General features: G+C 72.5%; 20 protein-coding genes. 11 read left to right on the top strand and 9 right to left on the bottom strand.

The features are described from left to right. Positions 1 to 152: 152 nt before the first annotated feature. A complete protein-coding gene (locus IEJ02_RS01565) occupies positions 153 to 2,171 on the top strand; it encodes a spermine/spermidine synthase domain-containing protein (RefSeq protein ID WP_317985695.1) in 2,019 nt (672 codons plus the stop codon). A 105-nt stretch (positions 2,172 to 2,276) separates the two neighbouring features. On the opposite strand, the gene IEJ02_RS01560 is transcribed toward IEJ02_RS01565, so the two are convergent. Both IEJ02_RS01560 and IEJ02_RS01555 read right to left on the bottom strand, forming a co-directional pair. Next, on the bottom strand, positions 2,277 to 3,356 hold the full coding sequence (locus IEJ02_RS01560; RefSeq protein WP_191062961.1) for a hypothetical protein: 1,080 nt from the start codon (positions 3,354 to 3,356) through the stop codon (positions 2,277 to 2,279). 287 nt (positions 3,357 to 3,643) lie between these two features. Further along, positions 3,644 to 4,621, bottom strand: coding sequence for a D-2-hydroxyacid dehydrogenase family protein (locus tag IEJ02_RS01555; protein WP_191062960.1), 978 nt, complete (start codon positions 4,619 to 4,621; stop codon positions 3,644 to 3,646). Positions 4,622 to 4,927: 306 nt separating this feature from the next. Here IEJ02_RS01555 and IEJ02_RS01550 point away from each other — a divergent pair, with 306 nt between their 5' ends. Then, positions 4,928 to 5,731 (top strand): prephenate dehydrogenase, encoded by an 804-nt coding sequence (locus tag IEJ02_RS01550; RefSeq protein WP_191062959.1) that lies wholly within the window; start codon positions 4,928 to 4,930, stop codon positions 5,729 to 5,731. A gap of 8 nt (positions 5,732 to 5,739) precedes the next feature. Here IEJ02_RS01550 and IEJ02_RS01545 read toward each other — a convergent pair whose 3' ends face one another. Next, positions 5,740 to 6,432 carry a response regulator gene (locus IEJ02_RS01545; protein WP_191062958.1) on the bottom strand — a complete coding sequence of 231 codons (693 nt, stop codon included), beginning with the start codon at positions 6,430 to 6,432 and terminating at the stop codon, positions 5,740 to 5,742. Further along, on the bottom strand, positions 6,429 to 8,114 hold the full coding sequence (locus IEJ02_RS01540; RefSeq protein ID WP_191062957.1) for a sensor histidine kinase: 1,686 nt from the start codon (positions 8,112 to 8,114) through the stop codon (positions 6,429 to 6,431). The genes IEJ02_RS01545 and IEJ02_RS01540 overlap by 4 nt, the downstream gene beginning before the upstream one ends. 240 nt (positions 8,115 to 8,354) lie before the next feature. On the opposite strand from IEJ02_RS01540, the gene IEJ02_RS01535 reads away from it, so the two are divergent. The 3 genes from IEJ02_RS01535 to IEJ02_RS01525 all read left to right on the top strand — a co-directional run bounded on the left by IEJ02_RS01535 (position 8,355) and on the right by IEJ02_RS01525 (position 11,149). Then, on the top strand, positions 8,355 to 9,167 hold the full coding sequence (locus IEJ02_RS01535; protein ID WP_137976264.1) for an ABC transporter ATP-binding protein: 813 nt from the start codon (positions 8,355 to 8,357) through the stop codon (positions 9,165 to 9,167). Continuing rightward, on the top strand, positions 9,160 to 10,035 hold the full coding sequence (locus IEJ02_RS01530; RefSeq protein ID WP_086881822.1) for an ABC transporter permease: 876 nt from the start codon (positions 9,160 to 9,162) through the stop codon (positions 10,033 to 10,035). Before IEJ02_RS01535 ends, IEJ02_RS01530 begins: the two co-directional genes overlap by 8 nt. Positions 10,036 to 10,117: 82 nt before the next feature. Continuing rightward, positions 10,118 to 11,149: an ABC transporter substrate-binding protein gene (locus tag IEJ02_RS01525; protein WP_191062956.1), complete on the top strand. Its 1,032-nt coding sequence runs from the start codon at positions 10,118 to 10,120 to the stop codon at positions 11,147 to 11,149. Between the two features lie 191 nt (positions 11,150 to 11,340). On the opposite strand, the gene IEJ02_RS01520 is transcribed toward IEJ02_RS01525, so the two are convergent. Further along, positions 11,341 to 12,441 (bottom strand): MGDG synthase family glycosyltransferase, encoded by a 1,101-nt coding sequence (locus tag IEJ02_RS01520; RefSeq protein WP_191062955.1) that lies wholly within the window; start codon positions 12,439 to 12,441, stop codon positions 11,341 to 11,343. 135 nt (positions 12,442 to 12,576) lie between these two features. On the opposite strand from IEJ02_RS01520, the gene IEJ02_RS01515 reads away from it, so the two are divergent. Genes IEJ02_RS01515 through IEJ02_RS01505 form a run of 3 tightly spaced genes read left to right on the top strand, consistent with a single transcriptional unit; the run spans position 12,577 to position 15,083 of the window. Then, positions 12,577 to 13,395: an SDR family NAD(P)-dependent oxidoreductase gene (locus IEJ02_RS01515; RefSeq protein ID WP_191062954.1), complete on the top strand. Its 819-nt coding sequence runs from the start codon at positions 12,577 to 12,579 to the stop codon at positions 13,393 to 13,395. 6 nt (positions 13,396 to 13,401) lie between these two features. Further along, positions 13,402 to 14,355, top strand: coding sequence for a DMT family transporter (locus tag IEJ02_RS01510; RefSeq protein ID WP_191062953.1), 954 nt, complete (start codon positions 13,402 to 13,404; stop codon positions 14,353 to 14,355). Then, on the top strand, positions 14,352 to 15,083 hold the full coding sequence (locus IEJ02_RS01505; protein ID WP_191062952.1) for a polysaccharide deacetylase family protein: 732 nt from the start codon (positions 14,352 to 14,354) through the stop codon (positions 15,081 to 15,083). The genes IEJ02_RS01510 and IEJ02_RS01505 overlap by 4 nt, the downstream gene beginning before the upstream one ends. 8 nt (positions 15,084 to 15,091) lie before the next feature. On the opposite strand, the gene IEJ02_RS01500 is transcribed toward IEJ02_RS01505, so the two are convergent. Together IEJ02_RS01500 and IEJ02_RS01495 are read right to left on the bottom strand one after the other, a co-directional pair. Next, complete coding sequence (locus IEJ02_RS01500; RefSeq protein ID WP_191062951.1) at positions 15,092 to 16,561, bottom strand: class II fumarate hydratase; 1,470 nt, start codon at positions 16,559 to 16,561, stop codon at positions 15,092 to 15,094. Between the two features lie 144 nt (positions 16,562 to 16,705). Then, positions 16,706 to 17,656: a sensor histidine kinase gene (locus IEJ02_RS01495; RefSeq protein WP_191062950.1), complete on the bottom strand. Its 951-nt coding sequence runs from the start codon at positions 17,654 to 17,656 to the stop codon at positions 16,706 to 16,708. 151 nt (positions 17,657 to 17,807) lie between these two features. On the opposite strand from IEJ02_RS01495, the gene IEJ02_RS01490 reads away from it, so the two are divergent. From IEJ02_RS01490 to IEJ02_RS01480, 3 genes are all read left to right on the top strand, one after another. Then, the gene (locus tag IEJ02_RS01490) at positions 17,808 to 18,689 is read left to right on the top strand and encodes an alpha/beta fold hydrolase (protein ID WP_191062949.1); all 882 of its coding nucleotides are present in this window, start codon (positions 17,808 to 17,810) and stop codon (positions 18,687 to 18,689) included. Positions 18,690 to 18,909: 220 nt separating this feature from the next. Beyond that, a complete protein-coding gene (locus tag IEJ02_RS01485; RefSeq protein ID WP_137976259.1) occupies positions 18,910 to 19,233 on the top strand; it encodes a hypothetical protein in 324 nt (107 codons plus the stop codon). A gap of 53 nt (positions 19,234 to 19,286) precedes the next feature. Beyond that, a complete protein-coding gene (locus tag IEJ02_RS01480) occupies positions 19,287 to 20,120 on the top strand; it encodes an SAM-dependent methyltransferase (protein ID WP_191062948.1) in 834 nt (277 codons plus the stop codon). A 94-nt stretch (positions 20,121 to 20,214) separates the two neighbouring features. Here IEJ02_RS01480 and IEJ02_RS01475 read toward each other — a convergent pair whose 3' ends face one another. Together IEJ02_RS01475 and IEJ02_RS01470 are read right to left on the bottom strand one after the other, a co-directional pair. Next, positions 20,215 to 22,992 (bottom strand): AfsR/SARP family transcriptional regulator, encoded by a 2,778-nt coding sequence (locus IEJ02_RS01475; RefSeq protein WP_191062947.1) that lies wholly within the window; start codon positions 22,990 to 22,992, stop codon positions 20,215 to 20,217. A 167-nt stretch (positions 22,993 to 23,159) separates the two neighbouring features. Further along, positions 23,160 to 24,095: a TauD/TfdA dioxygenase family protein gene (locus tag IEJ02_RS01470; protein ID WP_191062946.1), complete on the bottom strand. Its 936-nt coding sequence runs from the start codon at positions 24,093 to 24,095 to the stop codon at positions 23,160 to 23,162. Positions 24,096 to 24,187 lie beyond the last annotated feature (92 nt).

Here is a 24,187-nt window from a genome sequence, read left to right as displayed (position 1 = left end):
AGCGCACGGACGGAAGACGGGCGGCCGGGGCCACTCTCCGATGCACCGGACGCCCGCCATCCGGCCGACGGCACGGCCCGTGTGGGTGCTCGACCTGCCCCGCCCCGGATGACAGCGTGGCCGACATGGAGCACAGCCCAGGACCGCAAAACGTGCGCGCGAGGCTGCTGCTGGCCAGCGCCACCATGCTCTTCGTCGAGCTGGCGCTGATCCGGTGGACCGGCGCCAATATCGTCCATCTGAGCTATTTCTCGAACTTCATCCTCTTGGGCTCGTTCCTCGGGATCGGCCTGGGATTCCTGCTGCCCGCCGGCCGTGGGCAGTGGCTGACCCGCTGGACGCCCGTCCCGCTCGCCGTTCTCGTCGTCCTGGTGCGCGAGTTCCCCGTGCAGGTGCGGCAGACCAGCGGCGAGGTCATCTACTTCACCGCCGTGAAGACCACCGGTCTGCCCCAGTGGGTGACCCTGCCGGTGCTCTTCGGGCTGACCGCGCTGATCATGATGGCCATCGGCAAGATGACGGCCGATCAGTTCCGCCTGCTGCCCTCGCTGGAGGCGTACCGCTTCGACCTGCTGGGCTCGCTCACCGGCTCGGTGTCCTTCGCGCTGCTGTCGTGGCTGCGCGCACCGTCGGTGGTGTGGGGGGTGATCGCCGCGGCGGCGCTGCTGACCCTCGGCGGCCGCCGCAACAGCATCAGGTATTCGGTACCGCTCGCGCTGATGGTGGCCATCCTGGCGCTGGAGACGGCGGCCAGTGGCATCTCCTGGTCCCCGTACTACAAGATCGAGGTCACCAGGCCGACCTCGGGCAGCCGGGACTACAAGATCTCCGCCAATGGCGTACCGCACCAGTCCATCGCCCCGCTGAAGGTGCTCAGACGCCCCGACTCCCCGTACGAGCGGCCCTACCGCGAGACCCCGCGGAACTCCCACCGCCGGGTGCTGGTCATCGGGGCGGGCAACGGCAACGACGTGGCGATGGCGCTCGCCCACGGCGCCCAGCGGGTGGACGCCGTGGAGATCGACCCCCGGCTGCAGGAGATCGGCGCGTCACTGCACCCGGCCCGGCCCTACGACAACCCCCGGGTGCACGTGCACATCAACGACGGCCGGGCCTTCCTCGAACGCACCAACACCCGCTATGACCTGGTCGTCCTCGCCCTGCCGGACTCCCTGACCCTGGTGTCCGGCGCGAGCAACCTGCGCCTGGAGAGCTATCTGTTCACCCGGGAGGCGTTCGAGGCGGCACACCGCCACCTCGCCCCCGGCGGCGCGTTCGCCATGTACAACTACTACCGGCAGAACTGGCTCATCGACCGGTTCGGCTCCACGCTCACCTCCGTCTTCGGACACGCCCCCTGCATCACCCACTACGGGGGCAAGAAGGCGGCCATCCTGGTGGCCGGTGTCACCTCCGGCGACCAGTCCTGCACCGCCTCCGCGTGGCGCCCCTCCGGTCCGGTGCCCTCGGCCGCCGGTGACGACCACCCCTTCCCGTATCTGCTGCACCGCACCATCCCCACCCTCTACATCGGGGTCCTGGGCGCGATCCTGCTGGTGACGCTGGTGTCGGTACGGCTGACCGGGGTCCGGCTGAGGCGTACCGCCCGCTATGTGGACATGTTCCTGCTCGGCGCGGCGTTCATGCTGCTGGAGACCAAGAACGTGATCGGGTTCGCCCTCTACTTCGGTACCACCTGGCTGGTCAACGCGATGGTCTTCGCGGGGGTGCTGCTCGCCGTGCTGTGCGCGGTGGAGGTCCGGCGCAGGCTGCGCCGGGTCAATCAGCTGGTGCTGCAACTGATGCTCTTCTCCAGCCTCGCGATCGCCTGGCTGATCCCGTCCCACGCGGTGCTGGGGCTGCCCTTCGCACCCCGGCTGGCCGCCGCGATCGCGCTGGCCTTCGCCCCCATCTTCTGCGCCAACCTCATCTTCTCCGACCGGCTGGCGGCGGCCGCCGACCCCACGGCGGCGTTCGGCGCCAACCTGCTGGGCTCCCTGTTCGGCGGCACCCTGGAGTATCTGGCCCTGCTCACGGGCTATCAGGCGCTGCTGCTGGTGGTGGCGGTGCTGTACGCGGGTGCCTGTGTGGCCATGCGCTTCACCCGCCGCGGCCCCGGCGGCGTCGCCGCCCGGGAACCCCTCGCCGTGCGGACGGCGCCGCGCCCCTGAGCGCTCCTTCCCCGGCCGCCCCCAGCCGCCTCCGGCCGCCCTCCGGCCGGGGGCGGCCGCGTTGCGTGGCGCGGGCCGCCCAACGCGTGGCGCGGGCCGCCGCGGTCACTCGAACATGACGTAGTCCGGGCGTGGCCGCAGGGCCAGCACCTCCTCCGGGGTCATCAGCCGGCTCCCCTCGGTGTCCTCCTCGTAGAAGAGCTTGAAGCCGGTGCGCAGGCCCTCGGGCTGGTTCCTGACCAGCTGCCGCCAGGTGTCCCGCTTCATCCCCGGCGATCCGATGCCGTCCGCGCTCTTGATGAGCACCACACCGGGCTGCGGGCGCAAGCCGGACTGGTCGCGGACGACGGACACGGCCACCTGGTGGAAGACGAGCGGCTTCTGCGGCAGGTCGTGTTCGTCGACGATCCCGGAGAGATAGCGGGCCACATCGGTGAGCTCCTGGCCGCTGGTGTGGCCGTAGGTGTCCCCCGGCACCTCGCCCGGACCCATCTCCCACTCCGGGTCCAGGGCTATGCCGACATCGGGATGGACCAGCCACTCGCGCAGCGCCTTGACCTCGCCGAGGACCGAGGCCCGGCCAGGCTGGATGTTCAGCAGCAGCAGGGCGCGGTGGCGCTTGGCCGCGTCGTGGAAGCGGCGGATCGTGTCGGGGGAGGTGCGTGAGCGGTAGGTGCCGCCGGGGCCCGCGGTGCTGTTGGCGACGGTCGCGAGGAGTTCGAGCACCGGCTGCGGTTCCCGGTCCGCCGCGTAGGCCCGGGCGGTCTTCTCGATCTGGCGCACCTGGTCGTCGAGGTCGCCGATGCCGAGCCGGCCGAGCGCGGCGGCCCCGGGCAGCCCGCAGTAGCCCACCAGCCGGTAGCGGGACAGCTCCCGGCCGCCTCGCGGCAGTTCGGGCCGCGGTTTCGGGGTGGGCGAGGGGGAGCGCTCGGACGGGGTGGCGGACGGGGAGCGGTCCGCCTTCGTGGACCCCCGCGGGCCCGCTCCGGAGGCGGAGCCGGCCGACTCCTCGCCGCAGCCGGCGAGCAGGCCGAGCCCGGCCGCCGCGGCCACCGAGAGCATGCCGCGCCGGGTCGGTGGCGGGGTCCCCGATCCTCCGCCGCCGCCTCCGTCGCCGTACCGCAGGGCGTGCTGCCCGGCCGGTGCCCCGTCGGTCGTCGGCTTTCCGGATGTGCTGTGAGCCACGTTCCCTCCGTCCGCGGTGCCGGGTCGGTGGACCGGGCACCGGTCTGTTGTGCGGGCCGATGGGTTGTCCGTGCCAGGCAGCCTGTCCGGTATGACGAAGGCGAAACGGAATAGTGTCCACCGGGCGGAGGGCATGCGTCGCTTTCGGCCCCGGCAGCCGGCCGATGGCCCGGCGCCGGACGTGCGAACCAGGCCGGACGGCCGCCGATACCCTCAACGCGCCCTGGAGGGTGCCCTTTTGACGCTCGTCGCGATCGGTCCCGCCCGGGGCCGCGGCTCCGGGGCGGTCAGCCGGCCAGTGCGGGCGGGGTCAGCCGGCGGATCGGCTCGCCCGCCAGATAGCCGCGGATGTCCTCCACCACATCCCGGTAGAACCGCTCGTAGTTGCCCCGGGTGACATAGCCGAGATGCGGAGTGGCCAGCAGATTCGGCAGCGTACGGAACGGATCGCCCGGCGGCAGCGGCTCCCGCTCGAACACATCGACCCCCGCGCCCGCGATCCAGCCGTCCCGCAGCGCCCGCGCGAGCGCGGCCTGGTCCACGATCGCGGCGCGGGAGGTGTTCACCAGCAGCGCCGTGGGACGCATCCGCCTCAGCTCCCGCGCGCCCAGCAGCCCCCGGGTGCGGTCGCCGAGCACCAGATGCACCGAGACGATGTCACTGGTCTCCAGCAGTTCCTCCTTGGAGTCTGCCGCCCGGACCCCCTCCGCCGCCGCGCGCTCGGCCGTCAGGTTCTCGCTCCAGGCGGCCACCTCCATGCCGAAGGCCCGGCCGACCCGCGCCACCTGGGCGCCGATCCTGCCGAGACCCAGCAACCCCAGGCGGCGGCCGCACAGATCGGTGCCGACGGTGCTCTGCCACGGCCCGCCGTCCCGCAGCGCCGTGCTCTCCGGCACCACATGGCGGGCGAGCCCCAGGATCAGCGCCCAGGTGAGCTCGGCGGGCGGTTGCGAGCCGCTGCCCGTGCCGCACACGGTGACGCCGTGCCGGGCGGCGGCCTCCAGGTCCACCGAGGCATTGCGCATCCCCGTGGTGACCAGCAGCTTCAGCCGTGGCAGCCGGGGATAGAGCGACGCGGGAAAGGGAGTGCGCTCCCGCATGATGACCACGATCTCACAGTCCCCGATCGCCTCGGCCACCGCGTCCTCACCGGCGATGTGCTCATGGACCGGCACCACGTCCACCGCGTCGAGCACCCCCGACCAGTCGGCCGCCGACAGCGCCACGTCCTGATAGTCGTCGAGCACGGCGCAGCGCAACTTCATGGGACTACCTCGGCTACCTCGGTCTCCTCGGACAGGTACGGTGTTTCTACCACCCGTGTGAAGCCACCCCGCAAACGGGGGCCTGACACGTCGTCACCGCGTTTGCGGCGCCACCCTTCCGGATGACATCGGTCGTGCGGGCCTGTTGTCACAGGCGTGTGTTTTCACCGAAAGTTGGCCTCTCATGGGGTGCTGAGACATGTGTGGTTGTTTTGCGTAGTGGCACACAGGGCACCGCACACCACTGACAGCAGGCATAATCGCTGCTGCGATGGGCGCAGACGCCCAGAAAGGGGACGAAGTGAAGTGAACGCGTTGAGCGCGGACAGCAGTGTCGGTTCGACCATCGAGGTACTGGAGGCCGAACTCCCCCACCTGCAGAAGCAACAGGAGGCACTCAAGGGTGATTTGGAGGCCGTCACCAAGCGGCTGGAGGCGGTCAGCACCGCCCTGAGCAGCCTTCAGGCGCTCTCCACCTCCGCGGCGCCCGAGCAGGGCGGCGACGGCACCCCGGTGGCGGTGGCGGAGCCCGTGGCCCAGGCCACCGATGCCCAGCCGGCCGCGGAGTCGGCCACCGAGGCCACGGCCGAGGCCGCCGAGCCGGAGTCCGCCGAGGACACGGCCACCACCGGCCGTGCCTCCGCCGCCACCCGCAAGGCGGCCATCGGCCGTCAGCGCAGTGGCGGCAAGGCGGGCAAGGCGCCGGCCACCGGACGGGCCACCAAGGCGGCGGCCAAGAAGACCGCCGCCAAGAAGACCGCCGCGAAGGCCACGGCCAAGGCTCCCAAGTCCGCCAAGGCCACGGTGAAGGCCACCAAGGCCACGGCCAAGACCGCCAAGAGCACCAAGGCGGCGGAGAAGCCGGCGGAGAAGGCCACCAAGGAGACGGTCACCACCTCCGAGCGCTCCACCGGGCTCTCCGACAGCGTGCTGGCCGCGCTGCGCAAGGCCGGCCGCCCCATGCGGGCCTCCGAGGTCAACGAGGCCCTGGGCCGCGACGAGACCCGTACCAATGTGAACTCGGTGCGCAACACCCTCGAGCGGCTGCGCTCCTCGGACCGGGCCCAGCGCTCCGGCCGTGGCCTGTACGAGGCCACGGCCACCAGCTGAGGGTGCCGTCAGTTCACCGCCACCCATGTGTAGCGGTGTTCGGGGCGTCCGGTGTCCCCGTACTTGAGCGTGAGGCTGATACGGCCCGCATGCTCGAGGTACTTCAGATAGCGCTGGGCCGTGGAGCGGCTGATGCCGGTGCGCTCCGCCACTTCATGGGCGGAGAGCGGGTGGTCGGCCTGGTCCAGGACCCGGCGTATGAGGTCGACGGTGGGCGCGGAGTGGCCCTTGGGGAGGGCGGGACCGGAGGTGTCGGCGGCCGCGAAGGCGCCGAAGATCCGGTCCACCCTCTCCTGGCCGGTCTCGCCGCGCCCGCCGACGCCCTCGAGGGTGCGGCGCAGTCCCGCGTAGCCGTCCAGCTTGGCCCGCAGTCCGGCGAAGCTGAACGGCTTGACCAGGTACTGCAGTGCGCCATGGCGCATGGCGGCCTGCACGGTGGCCACATCACACGCCGCCGTCACCATGATGACGTCGGCGTGGTGGCCGAGCTGGCGCATCCGGCGCACCAGCGTCAGCCCGGTCTCGTCCGGCAGGTAGTGGTCCAACAGGACGAGGTCGACCGGGTTGCGTTCGAGGGTCGCGAGGGCCTGGGCGGCGGTATGGGCGCGGGCGGTGACCCGGTAGCCGGGCACCTGGGCCACATACGCAGCGTTGATCTCGGCGACGTGGAAGTCGTCGTCCACGACAAGAACGTCGATCATCGTGACTCTCCTGCTGCGGTGAACTCATGAGTGGGTGTGTCGTCCCCGGTGAGGGCCTCGGGCAGGACGACGGTGAACACCGCCCCGCCACCCGCCCGGGCGGTGACCCGGGCCATTCCTCCGTAGCGCTCGGCCAGCCGCCGTACCAGGGCCAGTCCGATGCCACGGCCGCGCGGCGACACCGCGGCGGACCCCTCGTGGGCATCGGGGCCGTCCGGTGAGCCGGGAAGGGCGGGCCGTTTGGTGGACCAGCCCTCGGTGAAGATCTGCTCGCGCATCCCCGGCGGCACCCCCGGGCCGGTGTCGCTCACCCGCAGCACGGCGGTGGTGCCCTCGGCCCTCAGCTCGACCTCGATGAACGGGGTGGGCGAGGGGTGCGCGGCCACCGCGTCCAGCGCGTTGTCGATGAGGTTGCCGAGCACGGTCACCAGATCGCGCGGGTCGACCACCCGCCCCGGCAGCAGGGTGGCGGGGGAGATGCGCAGGGCGACCCCGCGCTCGGCCACGATCGCCGACTTGCCGACCAGCAGCGCCGACAGCATCGGATCGTGCACCCGTTCGGAGATCTGCTCGGCCGAGGCGCGCCGGGCGTTGGTCAGCTCGGCCACGAACTGTGCCGCCCGCTCGTGCAGTCCGAGCTCCAGCAGCCCCAGCAGGGTGTGCAGCCGGTTGGCGTGTTCGTGGTCCTGGGCGCGCAGCGCGTCCAGCAGCCCGCGGGTGCTGTCCAGCTCGCGGCCCAGCAACTCCAGCTCGGTGCGGTCGCGCAGCGTCGCCACCGCCCCGCCGTCCTTGGTCGGCATCCGGTTGGCCACCAGCACCCGGCCGCCGCTGACGGTCAGCAGATCCGCCCCGTCCACCCGCCCCGCCAGCACATCGGTGGTACGGCCCGGGGGCAGTGACTCCTCCAGGGTGCGGCCGGTGGCGTCCGGGTGGATCCCCAGCAGCCGTCCGGCCTCGTCGTTGACCAGGCGGATCCGGCCCTGCCGGTCGAAGGCCACCACCCCTTCGCGGATGCCGTGCAGCATCGCCTCCCGCTCGTCGAGCAGCGCCGAGATGTCCGCGAACGCCACACCGTGGGTGCGGCGGCGCAGTTGGCGCGAGACGGCGATCGCCGCGAGGACGCCCACCGCGAGCGCCGCCCCCGCGTACAGCAGCAGCCGGGGCACCGCCGCCAGCAGCTGGTCGCGCACGCTGCCGTAGCCGATGCCCACCGACACCGCCCCGATGATCCGGCCGTCCCTGGCCCGCAGCGGCACCTTGGCGCGGGCCGAGCGGCCGAGCGTCCCCACGTCGATCTGCAGAACCTCACGGCCGGAGAGCGCCTCGCGCGGATCGGTGGAGACGTGTTCGCCGATCCGGGCGGTGGTGGTGTGCGACCAGCGCACCCCACGGGGGTCCATCACCACGATGTACAGCGCCCCGGTGGCCCGGCGGATCCGCTCCGCCGCCCGCTGCACCGGACCCGACGGGGTGGGCTTTGTGGCGGCGAGGTCCCGGGCGATGTCCGGATCGGCCGCGGTGGTCTGGGCGATGGCGAGCGCCTGGTGCATCGCCTGGTTGTCGATCTCGGAGCTGAGCGGGGCCAGGAACAGCGCGGTCGCCAGCACCATCACCCCGGCGGTGATGGACAGCTGCGCGGCGAGCACCTGACCGGAGACACGCCGGGGCCATCGGATACGCATGATGGGCCCCCTGTCTCCCGTCTCGAGGTCCCGTGTGGTCCCGTACGCGAGCGGTAGTACTTCGTCCGTTTATGGTGCTGTGAAGGCACCGTAAAGGCGCCCGGGGCGTATGCCCAGTCTCCGTAGCGTTTTCGTTGTGCGGGCGCGAGCAAAACGAGCAGAACGCGGTTTGTGAGCGCAAGGGGGCGTTGTGCTCACAAGACTGCCGCTGTGGCGCGGGTCACTCCTACCCTCCCGGCCATGAGCAGCCACACCAGCCCCGCCATCGAGCTGCGGGGAACGAGCAAGGCGTTCCGGACTCCGTCCGGGGCCCTCCACACCGCGGTCAGGGATCTGGACCTGACCGTCGGACACGGTGAGTTCGTCGCCGTCGTCGGGCCCACCGGCTGCGGCAAGTCCACGACGCTGACGCTGGTCAGCGGGTTGGAGGAGCCCACCGATGGCGATGTGCTGGTGGCCGGTGAGCCGGTCCGCGGCATCGCCTCCAACGTCGGCTTCGTCTTCCAGCAGGACGCGGTCTTCCCCTGGCGCAGCGTGCTGTCGAACGTGATGGCCGGTCCGCGCTTCCGCGGCGTGCCCAAGGCGGAGGCGAAGGAGCGGGCCCGTGAGTGGCTGGCCCGGGTCGGCCTGACCTCCTTCGAGGACCGCTATCCGCACCAGCTCTCGGGCGGTCAGCGCAAGCGCGTGGCGCTCGCGTCCACCTTCGTCAACGACCCCGAGATCCTGCTCATGGACGAGCCGTTCTCGGCGCTCGACGTGCAGACCCGTGCGCTGATGTCGGACGAACTCCTGGAGCTGTGGGCGGGGACCGGCGCGTGCGTCGTCTTCGTCACCCACGACCTGGAGGAGTCCATCGCCCTGGCCGACAAGGTCGTGGTGATGACGGCCGGACCGGCCACCGTCAAGGAGGTCTTCGAGATCGATCTGCCCCGGCCCCGCAAGGTGGAGTCGGTGCGGCTGGAGCCGCGGTTCGTGGAGATCTACCGGGAGATCTGGTCCTCGCTCGGCGAAGAGGTCCGCATCACCCGCGAGAGGGGTGCCGTCGATGCCTGAGACCATCTCCGCCACGGCCGCCCCCGCCGTCGGCAAGACACCCGGTACGGAGCGCTCCAGGGCCCGGGCGCGCGCCGCGCGCAACCGCGCCATCCTCGTCCAGAGCACCCGCGCCCTGGTGCTCCTCGGCGTCATCGGGCTGTGGGAATGGCTGGCCCGCGCCTCCGTCATCGACCCCTTCAACTTCTCGATGCCCTCGAAGATCTGGGAGCAGCTCAAGCAGTGGGCGCTGCACGGCACCGCGCAGGGCTCGCTGTGGGAGCAGATCTGGTACACGCTCTACGAGGCGCTCCTGGGCTGGGGCATCGGCGTCGTGGCCGGTGTGGTCCTGGGGATCGCGTTCGGCCGGATCGCCTTCCTCGCCGATGTGCTCGGCCCGTACATCAAGGTGCTCAATGCGCTGCCGCGGATCGTGCTCGCGCCCATCTTCCTCATCTGGTTCGGCCTCGGCCCGGCCTCGAAGGTGGCCTCGGCCGTCGTCCTGGTCTTCTTCCCCGTCTTCTTCAACGCCTTCCAGGGCGCCCGGGAGGTCGACCGCAACCTGGTGGCCAACTCCCGGATCCTCGGCGCGAGCAACCGCCAGGTCACCCTCCAGGTGGTGATTCCCTCCGCCACCTCATGGATCTTCACCAGCCTCCACGTCAGCTTCGGCTTCGCCCTCATCGGCGCCATCGTCGGCGAGTACATCGGCGCCACCAAGGGGCTCGGCCTGCTGGTGTCCTCCTCGCAGGGCACCTTCAACGCCGCCGGTGTGTACGCCGCCATGGTGATCCTCGCCGTGGTGGCCCTGCTCGCCGAGGGGCTGCTGACCTTCCTCGAGAAGCGGCTCTTCCGCTGGAAGCCCGCCCAGCCCGGCGAGGACCGCTGAGCCCCGCCTCCTTCTTCCCGGCTCCCGCCGAGCCCCCACCCTCCTTCTCCCCGCTCATCACCGCTCACAAGGACGTGACCTCATGCGCAGCAGTGCCAAGTTCTCCGCGGCCGCGGTCGCCGCGGCGCTCGCTCTGACCACCCTCACCGCCTGCGGCGGCGACTCCAGCGCCTCCGGTGGCGACGACGGCAAGGTCAAGATCATGGTGGGTGGCCTGGACAAGGTCATCTACCTGCCCGCGATGCTCACCCAGCGGCTCGGCTACTTCAAGGCCGAGGGCCTCAAGGTCCAGCTGCTCACCGAGCCCGCCGGGGTGCAGGCCACCACCTCGCTGGTCGCGGGCGATGTCCAGGGCGTCGTCGGCTTCTACGACCACACCCTCGATCTGCAGGTCAAGGGCAAGCAGGTGGAGTCCGTCGTCCAGCTCGCCCAGGCCCCCGGCGAGGTCGAGGTGGTCTCCAACAAGGCGGCGGGCGGGCTGAAGTCGCCCGAGGACTTCAAGGGCAAGAAGCTCGGTGTCACCGGTCTGGGCTCCTCCACGGACTTCCTGACCAAGTACCTCGCGGTCGACAGCGGCGTGAAGACCAGCGAGTTCACCCCGGTGGCGGTCGGCGCGGGCCAGACCTTCATCTCGGCCCTCAAGCAGGGCTCCATCCAGGGCGGTATGACCACCGATCCGACGGTCGCCCAGATCGTGGAGCAGAAGATCGGCAAGGTACTGATCGACATGCGTACACCCGAGGGCTCCAAGCAGGCGCTCGGCGGTCTGTACCCCTCCTCGTCGCTGTACATGAACACCGACTGGGTGAACAGCCACAAGGACACGGTGCAGAAGCTGGCCAACGCCTTCGTGAAGACCCTCAAGTGGATGTCCACCCACTCGGCCGAGGACATCGCCGCCAAGATGCCGAGCGACTACGCGCAGGGCGGCGCCAAGCTCTACGCGGAGTCCATCAAGAGCACCCTGCCGATGTTCACCAAGGACGGGGTGATGCCGGCGGACGGCCCGGCGACCGTCGAGCGCGTCCTCAAGGCGTTCAACCCCAACCTGAAGAACGCCACGGTGGATCTGAAGAAGACCTACACCACCGAGTTCGTCAAGAAGGCGGGCTAAGCGGATCGGCGGAAGTCGGCTGCGGTTCGGTGCGCCCCGAAGGGGCGCGGGGCTGTGTCGATGTGCGGCTCCGCCGCGCGGCTGTGTCGATGTGCGGCTCCGCCGCGTGGGACCGGCCACGACGGCTCCGCGGACGATCGACGGCAGGTCAGGGCACTTCCAGCGGAGCGCTTAGCTCCTCCCGGGGCCGCTCAGGCGGCGACCCCGTTGTCGATCAGCCGGGCGGCGGCGTCGTCGGCGAACAGCCGGCGGCCCGCCGCGACACGGCGCTCCCGCCAGGCGGAGGGCTCGGTGAGCGTATCGAGCAGCCGCACCAGGTCCCACGCGTCCCGCGCGTGGTCCGAGAGCCCCAGCGCCGCCATCCGCCGGACGCCCTCGCGGCCGTGGCCCGGGATGGGGCGGTAGCCGATCACGGGCACCCCGGTGGCCAGCGCCTCCAGGGCGGTCTGACCGGCCGCGTTGTCCACCACGGCCCGTGCGGCGGCCAGCAGACCCGGCATGTCCGGCTCCCAGCCGAGGGCCGCCACCTCCGGGCGGCGCGACAGCTCGGCGCGCAGCCGTTCGTCCCGGCCGCACAGCACCACCGGCAGATACCCCGCCCCGGACACCAGCCGCGCGGTGTCCGCCACGCGGGTGCCCGCGCCCCACGCCCCCACGGACAGCAGCACCGGCGGCCTCCCGGGCCCGAGCGCGCCCAGGCGCCGCCGCCACCGCGCCGCCCCCCGCGCCGGGCCGAAGAAGCGCGACGCCACCACCGGTCCGGTGGCCACCGACGGGCGGCCCAGCGCCCGGCGCACCGTGTCCGCGGCGTCCGGGGTGATACACAGATGCAGATCGTTGCCCGGGTGCAGCCACTGGCGGTGCACCGCGAAATCGGTCACCACGACCGCGCTGGGCACCCCCAGGGCCCCGCGCGCCCGCAGCCTGCCGGTCAGCTGCGCGGCCAGATGGAACACCGGGACGACGACGTCCGGCCGCTCCCGCTCCACCAGCGCCAGCAGCCGGTCCTCGGCGAGCGCGGCCAGCGGGGCGCTGCCCGGCCGGGGGCCGCTGCCGGGGCGGAAGAACGCCCGGTAGATGCCCTCGTACACCATCGGGGCGCGGCGGATGGTCGTCCGATAGAACGAACGCAGCCCCGCCCCGATCCGGTGCGGCAGCAACTCCAGCACATCCACCCGGCCGGCCCCCTGGCCCCGGTCCTCCAGCCTGCGGACCAGCTCGGCGGCGACCGCGTCGTGTCCGGCCCCCATTCCGGCGCTGACAACGAGAAAGCGTGCCGACGGCGGGTGCATGACCACCTCCGATGGTGCGAGGCGCGGCTCCTCATGGCTCACTGGAGGTATCCGCCCCGCATGCCGTCAAACCGCGCGCTCGACGGCCGGTGACCCAGGACCAGCGGCCGGTCGGCGGCGAGACAGGGAGATGCCATGATCCGCCCCCTCCCGGACACCCCCCTGGATCGCGGCCAGGTGCGGGACACCGGGCATCCGGCAGCCACCGAAACGAGGGTCGCGCTGGTGACCGGCGCCTCCTCGGGCATCGGGGCCGCCGTCGCCGACCGGATCGCGGCCGAGGGCGGATGGCGGCTGCTGGTCAGCGGCCGCCACCGGGAACGGCTCGACCGCGTGGCCGCCAGGACGTCGGCCCTCGCCCTCCCCGTCGACCTGGCCGCGCCGGAGGGTCCGGAGGCGCTCGTCCACGACGCCCTCCGTGCCGCCGGACGGGTGGATCTGCTGGTCGCGGGGGCGGGCGTGGGCTGGGCGGGCCCCTTCGCCACCATGCCGCCCGCCGCCATCGACCAGGTGGTCCGCGTGGATCTGCTCGCCGCGATGCGCCTGGTCCGCATGGTCGTCCCCCGGATGGAGGCCGAGCGGCGCGGACACATCGTGCTGATCGGCTCGGTGGCCGGGACCGTCGGGGTGCGCGGTGAGGCGGTGTACTCCGCGGCCAAGGCCGCGCTCGGCGTCTTCGCCGACGCCCTGCGCCACGAGCTGAGCCGGGCCGGTGTGCGCGTCACCCATGTGGTCCCCGGCGTGGTGGACACCCCGTTCTTCGCCCGGCGCGGCGCCCCGTACACCCGGCGGCTGCCCCGCCCGCTGCCGCCCGAGCGGATCGCCGACGCGGTCTGGGACGCCGTCGAGCGCGGGCGGGACGAGGTGTACGTACCGGCCTGGATGCGGCTGCCCGCGGTGGTCCGGGCCCTGACCCCCCGGCTGTACCACCGGTTGGCCACACGCTTCGGGTGACCCCCGGTGAGCGCCCTGACCGTCGTGCTGGCCCTGCTGTCCGCCCTGGGCAACGGCGCGGCCTCGGTACTGCAGCGGCGGGCCGCGATGGACCAGGTCCGGGAGGAACGGGGTAACGGTGGGCCGCTGCGGAGCCTGCTGCGGCTGGCGCGGCTGCTGCGCCGCCCGTTCTGGCTGGCCGGCCTTGCCGCCATGGTGGTGTCGGCGCTGGCGCAGGTGGGCGCGCTGGCGGTCGGGCGGCTCTCGGTGGTCCAGCCGCTGCTGGTCAGCGAGCTGCTGTTCACCCTGGTGGTCGGCAGTCTGGTGTTCCGCCACCGCCCGGACGGCCGGACCTGGCTGTCGTTCGTGATGCTCGCCGCCGGGCTCGCGCTCTTCCTGGTGGCGGCCGACCCCTCCAGCGGCTCGCCCACGGCACTGGGCGGCCACTGGATGCCCGTGGGGGTGGTGGTGGCGATCGTCGCGGGCGCCCTGATCGCGGTGGCCCGGGTGCTGCGCGGGGCCGCACGCGCCGCCGCCCTCGGCAGCGCCACCGCCGTCTGCTTCGCCTGCACGGCGGCGCTGATCAAGGAGCTGACCGGGCGGTTCGCCGGTGGGGTGGTGGCGGTGCTCACCGACTGGCCGCTGTACGCGGTGTGCGCCGTGGGACTGCTGAGCTTCCTGCTGCTGCAGAGCACCCTGCGCGCGGGCACCCTGGCCGCCTCGCAGCCCGCGCTCACCCTCGGCGACGCCCTGGTCAGCATCGCGCTGGGCTGGATGCTGTTCGGCGAGCGCATCGAGCTGGGGCCGCGCATCGTGCCCGAGGTGGCCGGCATCCTGCTGATGGCCATCGGCATCGTGGGCCTGACCCGCTCGCCCGCCATGTGCGGCGGCTGGGACCAGGCCGTCCCCGAACCGCGGCGGAACACCGGGACACCGCTCCCCGGCGGGCGGAGCGGGCCCGGCGGCGAGGGAACACCATGAGTGTCCGCCACCGCTCCGGTGTCCTGGTGCGCGACGCCGCGCTGCTCGCGGTGGCCGCGCACCTCGCCCCCGCCGGTACCTGGCTCCCCGGGCCCCGGCGCGCCCTGTTCCCCGCCCTGGCGGGCCGCGGACGGCGCGACCACGTGGCCCTCACCTTCGACGACGGGCCCGATCCACGCACCACCCCGCGCTTCCTCCAGGTGCTCGACGAGCTCGGCGTCCGCGCCACCTTCTTCGTCCTGGGGGACGCCGTGACGCGCTTCCCGCACACCACGCTGGACATCGTCCGCCGGGGCCATGAGCTCGCCGTCCACGGCTGGACCCACAGCCGCCCCTGGCTGCCCACGGTGTCCAGGGACGCCCACGAGGTGGCCCGGGCCGCCCGCGCGATCCGGCTGGCCACCGGCGCGGTGCCGCGGTGGTACCGGCCGCCGTACGGCATCCTCACCGGCGGCCGCTGGCTGGCGGCGGCACGGGCCGGGCTCACCCCGGTCCTGTGGTCGGCCTGGGGGCGCGACTGGACCCAGGACGCCACCCCGGGTTCGGTGGCCGCCGCCGTACGGCGCGATCTGCGCGGCGGGGCCACCGTTGTGCTGCACGACACCGACCGCGCCGCGGCCACGGGCTGCTGGCGCGCCACGCTGGCCGCGCTGCCCGTGGTGGTGGCGGAGTGCCGGGCCGCGGGTCTGGAGGTGGGGCCGCTGGCCGAGCACGGGATGCGCCGATGAACTGAGCCTCAGCCGTCGCGCAGGCGGGCCATCTTCCGGGGGTCCACGATCCGGTCGAAGTCCTCGGCGCCGATGTGGCCGCTGGCGATGGCCGCCTCGCGCAGGGTCGTTCCCTCGGCGGCGGCCTTACGGGCGATCTCGGCGGCCTTGTCGTGGCCGATCCGCGGGGTCAGCGCGGTGACCAGCATCAGCGAACGGGCCAGGTACTCGTCGATCCGCTCGCGGTTCAGCTCGATGCCCTCGACGCAGTACGCGCGCAGCTTCTCGCAGGCGTCGGCGAGGATGCGGGCGGAGTGCAGGAAGTCGCTGATGACCAGCGGCCGTGCCGCGTTGAGCTGGAAGTTCCCCCGGGTGCCCGCGTGTGCCACGGCGGCGTCGTCGGAGAGCACCTGGGTGCACACCATCATCATGGCCTCGCACTGGGTCGGGTTGACCTTGCCGGGCATGCTGGAGCTGCCCGGCTCGTTCGCGGGCAGTGTGAGCTCCCCGATCCCGCCGTGCGGGCCGGAGGCGAGCCAGCGGATATCGTCGGCGATCTTCATCAGGGGGACGGCGAGCCCCCGTAGCCCGGCGGAGGCGGCCACCATGGCATCCACACCGCTCTGCGCCGCGAAGGAGTTGGACGCCACCTTGAACGGATGGCCGGTGGCCCCGGAGATCTCCCGCGCCACCGCCGGACCGAAGCCCTCGGGGGCGCCCAGACCGGTGCCGACGGCCGTGCCACCGATGGCCAGCTGGTACAGATCCGGCACGGTGGCCCGCAGCCGCTCCAGCGCGTCGGAGAGCTGGGCGGCATAGCCGGACCACTCCTGCCCCACGGAGAGGGGGACCGCGTCCCGCAGATGGGTGCGGCCGGTCTTGACGATGTCGTACCAGGCGCGGGACTTGGCGGCGATGGCCTCCTGGAGCAGGCTGACCTGCGGCAGCAGCGGGTCGTGCAGGACGCGCACCGCGGCGATGTGCATGGCCGTGGGGAAGGTGTCGTTGGAGGACTGGCCCAGATTGACGTGGTCGTTGGGGTGCACCGGCTCCTTGCTGCCCACGAGGCCGCCGACCAGCTGGATCGCGCGATTGCTGATGACCTCGTTGACGTTCATGTTGGTCTGGGTGCCGGAACCGGCCTGCCACACGTACAGCGGGAAGTGGTCGTCCAGCGCGCCGGAGACCACCTCGTCGGCCACATGCGCGATCAGATCCGCCTGCCACCCCGCCAGCCGCCCCTCCCGGCCGTTGACCAGCGCGGCGGCCTTCTTCACATAGCCGTACGCGTGGTAGACCGCCTTGGGCATGCGGTCGTCACCGATCGCGAAGTGGACCAGGGCGCGCTGAGTCTGGGCGCCCCAGTACCGGTCGGCCGGGACCTCGACGGTCCCCAGCGCGTCCGTCTCCGGTCGGGTGCCGGTGGCGTCGATGCGGGTGGGCAGGTCCCGCACCCTCGGGGTGCCCTGGGCGCCCCGGCGCCGGTGGGGCGTGTTCATCGCGCGCTCTCCCAGACGGATGGCAGCCCATCCATACGCACACTCCGCATCACGGCTGTTGCCCTCCCCGCCAGTGTCGCCCCGCGCCGCCCCGGCCGCATCCGGCCGGGGCGGCGCGAACTGCCGGCCAGCCGATCGGGGACGTCAGATCCGGGTGCGCAGCCGGATGACGGTGCCGTCCGCGTCGGCCTGCATCTGCACCACGTCGCACAGCATGCGGACGCCCCACAGCCCGAACCCGGGCTCGGAGTCGGCCGGCGGGGTGAACCCCCACAGCGCGTCCGGGTACCAGTGGCCGGGCCCGGAGATCTCGCAGACCAGATCGCCGTCGTGGACCCAGGTGCTCAGCCGCGCCGGGGCCCCGCCGTGCCGGATCGCGGTGGTGGACACCTCGCTCACGGCCGCGACCATGTTGCGCAGCGCCTCATGGCCCATCCCGTGCCGGCTCGCCCGCTCGGCCACGAAGGCGCGCACGGCGTCCAGGTCGGTCGAGACGATCGGCACGGACTCGGCCGTGCGCGGGGCGGACGGCAGGGGGCGCCGGTCGCAGGTGGCGCTGAACGGGCCGGGGTCGGTGTAGGCGTCGCTCCTCTCCGGCCCGTGACCGTCGATGATCTCGGGGTGGGTCTGGCGCGCGTAGGCGAGGATCTCGGGGTGCAGCAGACGCCGGTCGTAGCAGCAGATGGCGCGGGCGCCGGAGTGGGCGAAGGCCGCGTTGACGATCGACTCGTAGCGCGCCCACTCCACCACCTCGAGCGGGGTGCGGCCCTGCCACACCGGTTCGGCGATCACCCGGACCCGGCGCGGCTTCTCGGCCTTCACGAAGGAGTCATAGGCGGCGATGGTCTTGACCGGGTGCTGGTACCAGCTGAGCGCCTCCTCGAACTGCACCGCCTTGGCGTCCTGCCCGAGCGCGTCCCGCAGCGCGTCGATGTTGGAGGTGGCCGCGACGACGGCCACGGCGTCGTCCGCCTCCAGGCCCTCGCGGAGGAACGGGACGCAGATGTCGACCACTTCCTCCTCGTCGCGGTAGAGGAATCCGCGGTGCATCATCGCGTCGCGGTGGTCCGCGACGGGGCTGCTCGGGCTGGTCATCGGGCCTCCCTGGGGCTCGGCCGGCGAAAACACGCGGTGCGTCATCGAATTTCCGGACGGTATGGCGCAGTCTGCCACTTCCCCGACCCGGCGCGCACCCGTTCCGGCCATACATGGACGGCGTCCTGACGGTGCATTAGCATCCTCGGGCGTGACAGAGCTGAAGAACATCAACGCAAATGGACTTGATTTCGGGTATTTCGAAGCGGGCCCGGCGGACGCCCCATTGGCACTCTGCTTGCACGGCTTCCCCGACTCCGCGCACTCCTGGCGTCATCTGCTTCCCGCGCTCGCGGACGCGGGCTACCACGCCGTGGCGCCCTTTATGAGGGGCTACGCGCCCAGCGGCATCCCCGCCGACGGCGCCTACCAGGCGGGGGCGATCGCCGCGGACGCCAACGCGCTCCACGAGGCGTTCGGCGGCGACGGCGACGCCGTGCTCATCGGCCACGACTGGGGCGCCATCGCCGCGTACGGCGCCACCGGCAGCGCCCCCGAGCGCTGGCGGCGCGCGGTCACGATGTCGGTGCCCCCGCTGGGCGGGGTGCTGGCCGACTTCTTCAACTACGACTACGGCCAGTTCAAGCGCTCCTTCTACATCTTCCTGTTCCAGACGCCGCTGGCCGAGGCCGGGGCGGCGGCGCACGACATGGCCCTGATCGACGGCCTGTGGCGCGACTGGTCGCCCGGGTACAAGGACGCCGCCGAGGACATCGCGCACGTCAAGGAGAGCCTGCGGGACCCGGCCCACCTCGCCGCCGCGATCGGCTACTACCGGGCGCTGTTCGACCCGTCGCGCCATGTGGAGGCGTACGCGGCCGAGCAGGAGGCGGTCACCCGGACCGGGGAGGTCCCCATCCTCTATCTGCACGGCACCGACGACGGCTGCATAGGCGCCGATGTCGTCCAGGGGGCCCCGGACCACCTGCCCGCGGGCTCGCGGATGGAGCTGGTCGACGGCGCGGGGCACTTCCTCCACCTGGAGCGCCCCGAGCGGATCAACCGGGAGGTCCTGGCCTGGCTCGCCGGGTGACCCGGCGGCCCTGAGCCCACGCCATGCCGCCATAGGCGTGTGACCAGGGCCTTTTCGGACGCGGAACGCGATGCGGCCGCGGCGGTACCCCGACCGGGGCGGACCCGGTCGAGCCGCCGCGGCCCTCGCTTTACCGCCGGTATACCGCCGCTGATCCGCCCTCTTCCATGCTGGACGCATCGCTACAGCCGCCCGGTAGGGACGCGTCTGGAGAGGGCCTGTGAACGTCGACCAGCAGCACCAGCCTCATGTCGGGGACGAACCCCTCTACGCCTGGAGCACCTTCCAGCTCTGCGGCGGGGTGGAGGGGTCCGGCCCGAGCGGCACCTGCCGGGCCGAACGCACCGCCCGTGCCTGTCTCGAAGCGGCACTCCAGGCCACCGCGGCCCACTCCGGCGCGTACTCCTGGGGCCAGCTCAGCCGGGTGTCCGCCGATGTCGACCTGCCCTTCCACCTGTGGGCGCGGGATCCGGTCGCCTGGGCCGAACCGGGGCCGAGGAAGACGGTCACGTGGCGTCCGGGTGCGGCTCCGCACCCGCAGTGATCCGCAAGCCGTCGGCGGTGAGGCGAGGCAGTGCTAGTGGTAAGGGAATCACGATGAAGAGCAGCGGACCCGGCATCGGGCTCAGGACGAGGGAGTGGCGACCGGCCGACCACGGACGTCTTGCGGTCAGCGAGGCGAACCCGGCCAGGGTCTACAACTATCTCGTCGGCGGCAAGGACAATTACCTCGCCGATTACGAGCAGGCCCAGCGATTTCTCGGTGTCGCACCGGAAGTCCGCGACACCGCGCTCTCCAATCGGAGATTTCTGCACCGCGCCGTCCGCTATCTCGCCGCCAATGGAATCAGCCAATTCCTGGATATCGGCGCGGGATTGCCGGCCACCCCGAATGTGCATGAAATCGCCCAGGCCGTGAATCCCCGGGCCCGGGTGGTCTACGCCGACAACGACCCCATCGTGGCGAGCCACGGCCAGGCCCGGCTCTCGGTCTCCGGCACCACGATGATCAAGGCCGACATCCGCTCGCCCGAGGACCTTCTGGGCCATGAGGAGCTGCGGCGGCTGCTCGACCCCGCACAGCCGGTCGCGATCCTGCTGACGCTCGTCCTGGACTACATCGAGGACCTGGCGAACCCCGTCGGCATCGTCCGCCGGCTCATGGACTGGGCCGCGCCGGGCAGCTGTCTGGTCCTCTCCCACGCCACCGGTGACTTCACCGTCGACATCGACCGGGACTGGGAGGTCATCAGCTTCGAGGGCCCGGTGTCCCTGGTCGCCCGCGACCGGGCCGGGATCATGGAGTTCTTCACCGGGCTCGACCTGCTCGCCCCGGGCCTGGTGCAACTGCCCTCCTGGCGCCCGGGCATCGGCGCCGAGTCCGACCCGAGCCGGGTGTGGGCCTACGGCGGGGTGGCCCGCAAGCCGTAGCCCCCGGCCGCGCCTTCGACCGTAAGCCCCGGCCGCCCCTCCAGCCGTAGCCCCCCGGCCGCCCCTTCGCCCGACGTACGCCCCGGACCCCGCCTCAGCGCGGGCCGGGGCCGATCTGCAGGGTCATACAGGCGGGGAAGAGCCCGCTCCAGGTGTGCCCGCGCCAACTCTCGTACGTACCGGGGCGCTTCCACACCGGCAGGGCCTGGTCCATATGGGCCCGGCCCTCGGGGAACCTGCCCTGTTCCATATAGGTGATCCCGATCTCGTAGAGGGCGAAGCCCTCATGGTGGATGTTGCCCGTGCGGCGGGCGTACTCCAGGCTCTCCTTGAAACAGGTCAGGGCGTCCTCGGGGTGGCCCAGGCCCCGGTGGGCCCGGCCGAGGTTGCCCAGGCCGATCACCTCGGCCGGCAGATCGCCGACCTCCCGGGCGAGGGCCAGCTGCCGCTCCTGCACCGTGATGGCCTCCTCGTACAGGCCCAGTTCGCACAGCGCGTCCGCGAGATTGCACGCGGTGCGCAACTCGCCTTCCCGATGGCCCAGTTCGCGCCAGATCTCCAGCGCCGACTCCAGGGCGGTGCGTACCTCGTCATAGCTGTGCTGCAGCCAGTACGCGGCGGAGAGGCCGTCCAGCGCCCATGCCTCGCTCTCCGGGTCGCCCAGGCGGCGGGCGGTCTCGACGGCCAGCTCGTTGACCGTCTGGAGGTCCTGGGCGTGGGCCCGGGGGAAGAGGAACCACTGGAGTGCCCGCGCCAGCCGCAGCCCCAGGCGCGCGATCGGCTCGGGCTGGGCGGGCTCGGCCGCGTGCGCGACGGCGGCCAGCAGATTGGGCAGCTCGTCCTTCAGCCAGCCCTCGGCCTCGTCCTGGCCGGTCAGCGGCACCGCCGGTCCCTCGGCCGGGTGCCGCGGCCAGGGGCGGAGCGGGTCGAGCAGGGTGACCGCCCGCTGCGCGGTGGCCGCGTAAGCGGACAGCGCCCGCTCCAGCGCCGCCGAGCGCTCCGCCTCGGGCTCCTCCTGCTCCGCCTGCTCCGACGCGAACAGCCGCAGCAGATCGTGCATGTGGTAGCGGACGGAGTCCCGGCTCTCCAGGAGCTGGGCGTCGACCAGCCGCTCCAGCGCGTTCTCGGTGCGGTCGGCGGGCAGGTCCAGCAGCGCGGCGGCCACCGGCAGGCTCATATCGTGCCCGTGCACCACGCTGAGCAGCCGGAAGGCGCGGACCGCGTCCAGGTCGTCGGAGCGCCGGCCGAGCCGGAAGCCCTCGTAGCTCACCTGGAAGCTGACGCGGACGGCCAGATCGCCGAACCGCAGCTCGTCCAGCCGGCCGCGGGCGTCGGCCAGCTTGGTCACGAGGGTGCGCAGCGGCCACGCGGGGCGGGCGGCCAGCCGGGCGCCGGCGATCCGCAGCGCCAGCGGCAGCCAGCCGCACAGCCGGGTGATCTCCTCCGCCTCGGCGGGCTCGGCCCGCACCCGCTCCGCGCCCACGACCCGCTCCAGCAGCGCCACCGCCTGGTCCTGCGGGAGCACATCCAGGTGCAGATGGGTGGCGCCCTCCAGGGTGGTCAGCATCTCGCGGCTGGTGACCAGCGCGGCGCAGCCCGGCCCGGCGGGGATCAGCGGCCGTACCTGGTCCACACTGGCGGCGTTGTCGAGGATCACCAGCAGTCTCCGGCCCGCCGCCAGCGAACGGAACTGCGCGGACGCCTCGTCGGTGTCGCTCGGCACGCTGGAGCCGTCCACGCCGAGGGCGCGCAGGAACCGGCCGAGCACCTCACCGGGGTCCAGGGCCGACTGCCCGGCGGTCGCCCCGTACAGATCCACGTAGAGCTGGCCGTCGGGGAAGCGGTCGGCGAGCTGGTGCGCGGCGTGGATGGCCAGGGTCGACTTGCCGACCCCGCCCGTGCCGTCGATGGCCGCGAGCACCACCGACCGCCCGCCCTCGCCCGCCTCCGGGTCCCCGGCCGCGTCCATCAGCGCCTGGATCACCGCGACCTCGCCGTGGCGCCCGGTGAACGCGGGGCTGGCGGGCGGCAGCTGGCGGGGCCCCCGGTGGGCCTTGCGGGCAGCGGCGGCGGGGTCGGGCCGGTCCGCCTCCGGGGCGGGCGCGGCCATCAGGGAGGCGTCGGCGTTCAGGATCCGCTCATGGAGCCCGCGCAGCGGCGGGGTCGGCTCGACCCCCAGCTCCTCGCTCAGCAGCCGGTGCAGATCGCGGTAGGCGGCCAGGGCGTCGGCCTGCCGGCCGGACCGGTACAGCGCCAGCATCAATCGGCCGCGCAGCTCCTCGCGGAACGGATGCTCGGCGGTCAGCGCCTCCAGCTCGCCCAGGACGGCCGTATGGCGCCCGCACCGCAGGTCCGCGTCGATCCGGGCGTCCACGGCCTGGAGCCGGCACTCCTCGAGCCGGGTGGCCTCCGCCGTCACCGCCGGGGTCGGGGGCACATCGGCGAACGGGGTGCCGCGCCACATCGCCAGCGCCTCCCGCAGCCGCTCCGCCGCGGTCTCGGGCGCCTCCCGGTCGAGAGCCCGCCGCCCCTCCTCGATCAGCTGCTCGAAGCGGTGGGCGTCGAACTCGGCGGCCTCCACCGCCAGTCGGTAGCCCTGCGCCTTGTAGCCCTGCTTCTCGGTGATCAGGGTCTTCCCGGCCTCGTCGCCCAGGGTCTGGCGGAGCCGGGAGACATAGGTCTGCAGCAGCTTGGTGGCGCTCTGGGGCGCCCGGTCCTCGCCCCAGAGCTCGTCCAGGAGCCGTTCGGTGGAGACGGTCTGGTTGGCGTGGCACAGCAGCACCGCGAGCAGCGTCCGCCACTTGGCCGGCCCCAGGGAGGCCCACCCCTCGCCGTCGCGCAGCTCAAGCGCCCCCAGGACCCGGTATCGCACCCGTCCCCTTCCACAGGCTCGTCAACTGACCACTCCGCAATGGTTATACCTCCGATGTGGCCGCTGCCGTGCATCGTTTCATCCGCCGGGAACAAGCCCGCGCCGGGTAGGGGGCTCGCGCGGATGGCCGAAAAACGCCGCACCAGGAGCCGTAGCGGAGGTCGACGTCAGAACGGCCGGTCACCCTCGATGGCGACGCGCTCGGCGACCCTGCGATGCGGGGCGTAGTCGTTGACCGCGTAGTGCTGTGTGGCGCGGTTGTCCCAGAACGCGATGTCGCCCGGCTGCCAGTGGAAGCGCACCTGGTACTCGGGGACGTGCGCCTGCCGGCACAGGAAGCTCAGCAGCCGGTCGCTCTCCTCCCGCTCCATCCCGGTGATCCGGGTGGTGAAGGAGGTGTTGACGAACAGCATCCGCCGGCCGGTCTCCGGATGGGTGCGCACCACCGGGTGCTCCACCGGCGGGAACATCTCCTGGAACGGGGCCAGCCGCTCCGGCCCGTAGAAGCGGATGAAGCCGGGGATGACGTCGTGGACGGCGGTGGCGCCGTCGACGCGCTCCTTCACCTCCGCCGGGAGGTTGTCGTACGCCGCCGCCATGTCGGCCCACATGGTGTCCCCGCCCACCGGCGGCACCTCGCGCAGCTGGAGCACGGCGCCGAGCGCGGGCCGGGTGCGGAAGGTGACGTCGGTGTGCCAGACGTTCTCGAAGGTCGGCGTGGCGCCGGACGCCTTGTCGAAGCGGACCACGTCCTCGCTGGAACCGGCGGCGAGCAGCGGATTGGTCTCCAACTCGCCCCAGTGGCGGGCGAATCCGCGCTGCTGCTCCGAGGTGAGGTGCTGACCGCGGAAGAAGAGCACCTTCCACTCCAGCAGGGCGCGGTTCAGCTCCTCGCGCAGCGCGGGCTCCAGCGGCCGGGAGAGGTCCAGGCCGCGGATCTCGGCGCCGATGACGCGCCCGAGGGGCACGATCTCGAACCGCTCGTACGGACGCTCCTCCCATCCCTCGGGCAGCCGCCGCAGAACGCGCGGGCCCTCGTACATGCCGTCCGGGGGGATGGTGGCTTCGCGGAGAGTCGTGGATGGGGTGTCGACGACGGTCATGGCGTCTCCTCATGCGTGACGGCGGACAGGGGGGCAGGCGGGGTGGGGAGGTGCCCTCGTGCCGCGGGGGAGACCACGGGAGTGTCGTCCGG

The organism is Streptomyces sp. 5-10 (assembly GCF_014712245.1).
GTDB lineage: Bacteria > Actinomycetota > Actinomycetes > Streptomycetales > Streptomycetaceae > Streptomyces > Streptomyces violaceusniger.
The sequence above is the reverse complement of the archived record's forward strand: the minus strand, read 5'-3'. Positions and strand labels throughout refer to the sequence as shown.

Bases quoted from the DNA above. Each gene is read 5' to 3' on its own strand.
- IEJ02_RS01555 (WP_191062960.1), bottom strand. From the start codon at position 4,621: ATGAAGTTGCGCTGCGCCGTGCTCGACGACTATCAGGACGTGGCGCTG.
- IEJ02_RS01545 (WP_191062958.1), bottom strand. From the start codon at position 6,432: ATGATCGACGTTCTTGTCGTGGACGACGACTTCCACGTCGCCGAGATC.
- IEJ02_RS01540 (WP_191062957.1), bottom strand. From the start codon at position 8,114: ATGCGTATCCGATGGCCCCGGCGTGTCTCCGGTCAGGTGCTCGCCGCG.
- IEJ02_RS01535 (WP_137976264.1), top strand. From the start codon at position 8,355: ATGAGCAGCCACACCAGCCCCGCCATCGAGCTGCGGGGAACGAGCAAG.
- IEJ02_RS01530 (WP_086881822.1), top strand. From the start codon at position 9,160: ATGCCTGAGACCATCTCCGCCACGGCCGCCCCCGCCGTCGGCAAGACA.
- IEJ02_RS01525 (WP_191062956.1), top strand. From the start codon at position 10,118: ATGCGCAGCAGTGCCAAGTTCTCCGCGGCCGCGGTCGCCGCGGCGCTC.
- IEJ02_RS01520 (WP_191062955.1), bottom strand. From the start codon at position 12,441: ATGCACCCGCCGTCGGCACGCTTTCTCGTTGTCAGCGCCGGAATGGGG.
- IEJ02_RS01515 (WP_191062954.1), top strand. From the start codon at position 12,577: ATGATCCGCCCCCTCCCGGACACCCCCCTGGATCGCGGCCAGGTGCGG.
- IEJ02_RS01505 (WP_191062952.1), top strand. From the start codon at position 14,352: ATGAGTGTCCGCCACCGCTCCGGTGTCCTGGTGCGCGACGCCGCGCTG.
- IEJ02_RS01500 (WP_191062951.1), bottom strand. From the start codon at position 16,561: ATGAACACGCCCCACCGGCGCCGGGGCGCCCAGGGCACCCCGAGGGTG.
- IEJ02_RS01495 (WP_191062950.1), bottom strand. From the start codon at position 17,656: ATGACCAGCCCGAGCAGCCCCGTCGCGGACCACCGCGACGCGATGATG.
- IEJ02_RS01480 (WP_191062948.1), top strand. From the start codon at position 19,287: ATGAAGAGCAGCGGACCCGGCATCGGGCTCAGGACGAGGGAGTGGCGA.
- IEJ02_RS01470 (WP_191062946.1), bottom strand. From the start codon at position 24,095: ATGACCGTCGTCGACACCCCATCCACGACTCTCCGCGAAGCCACCATC.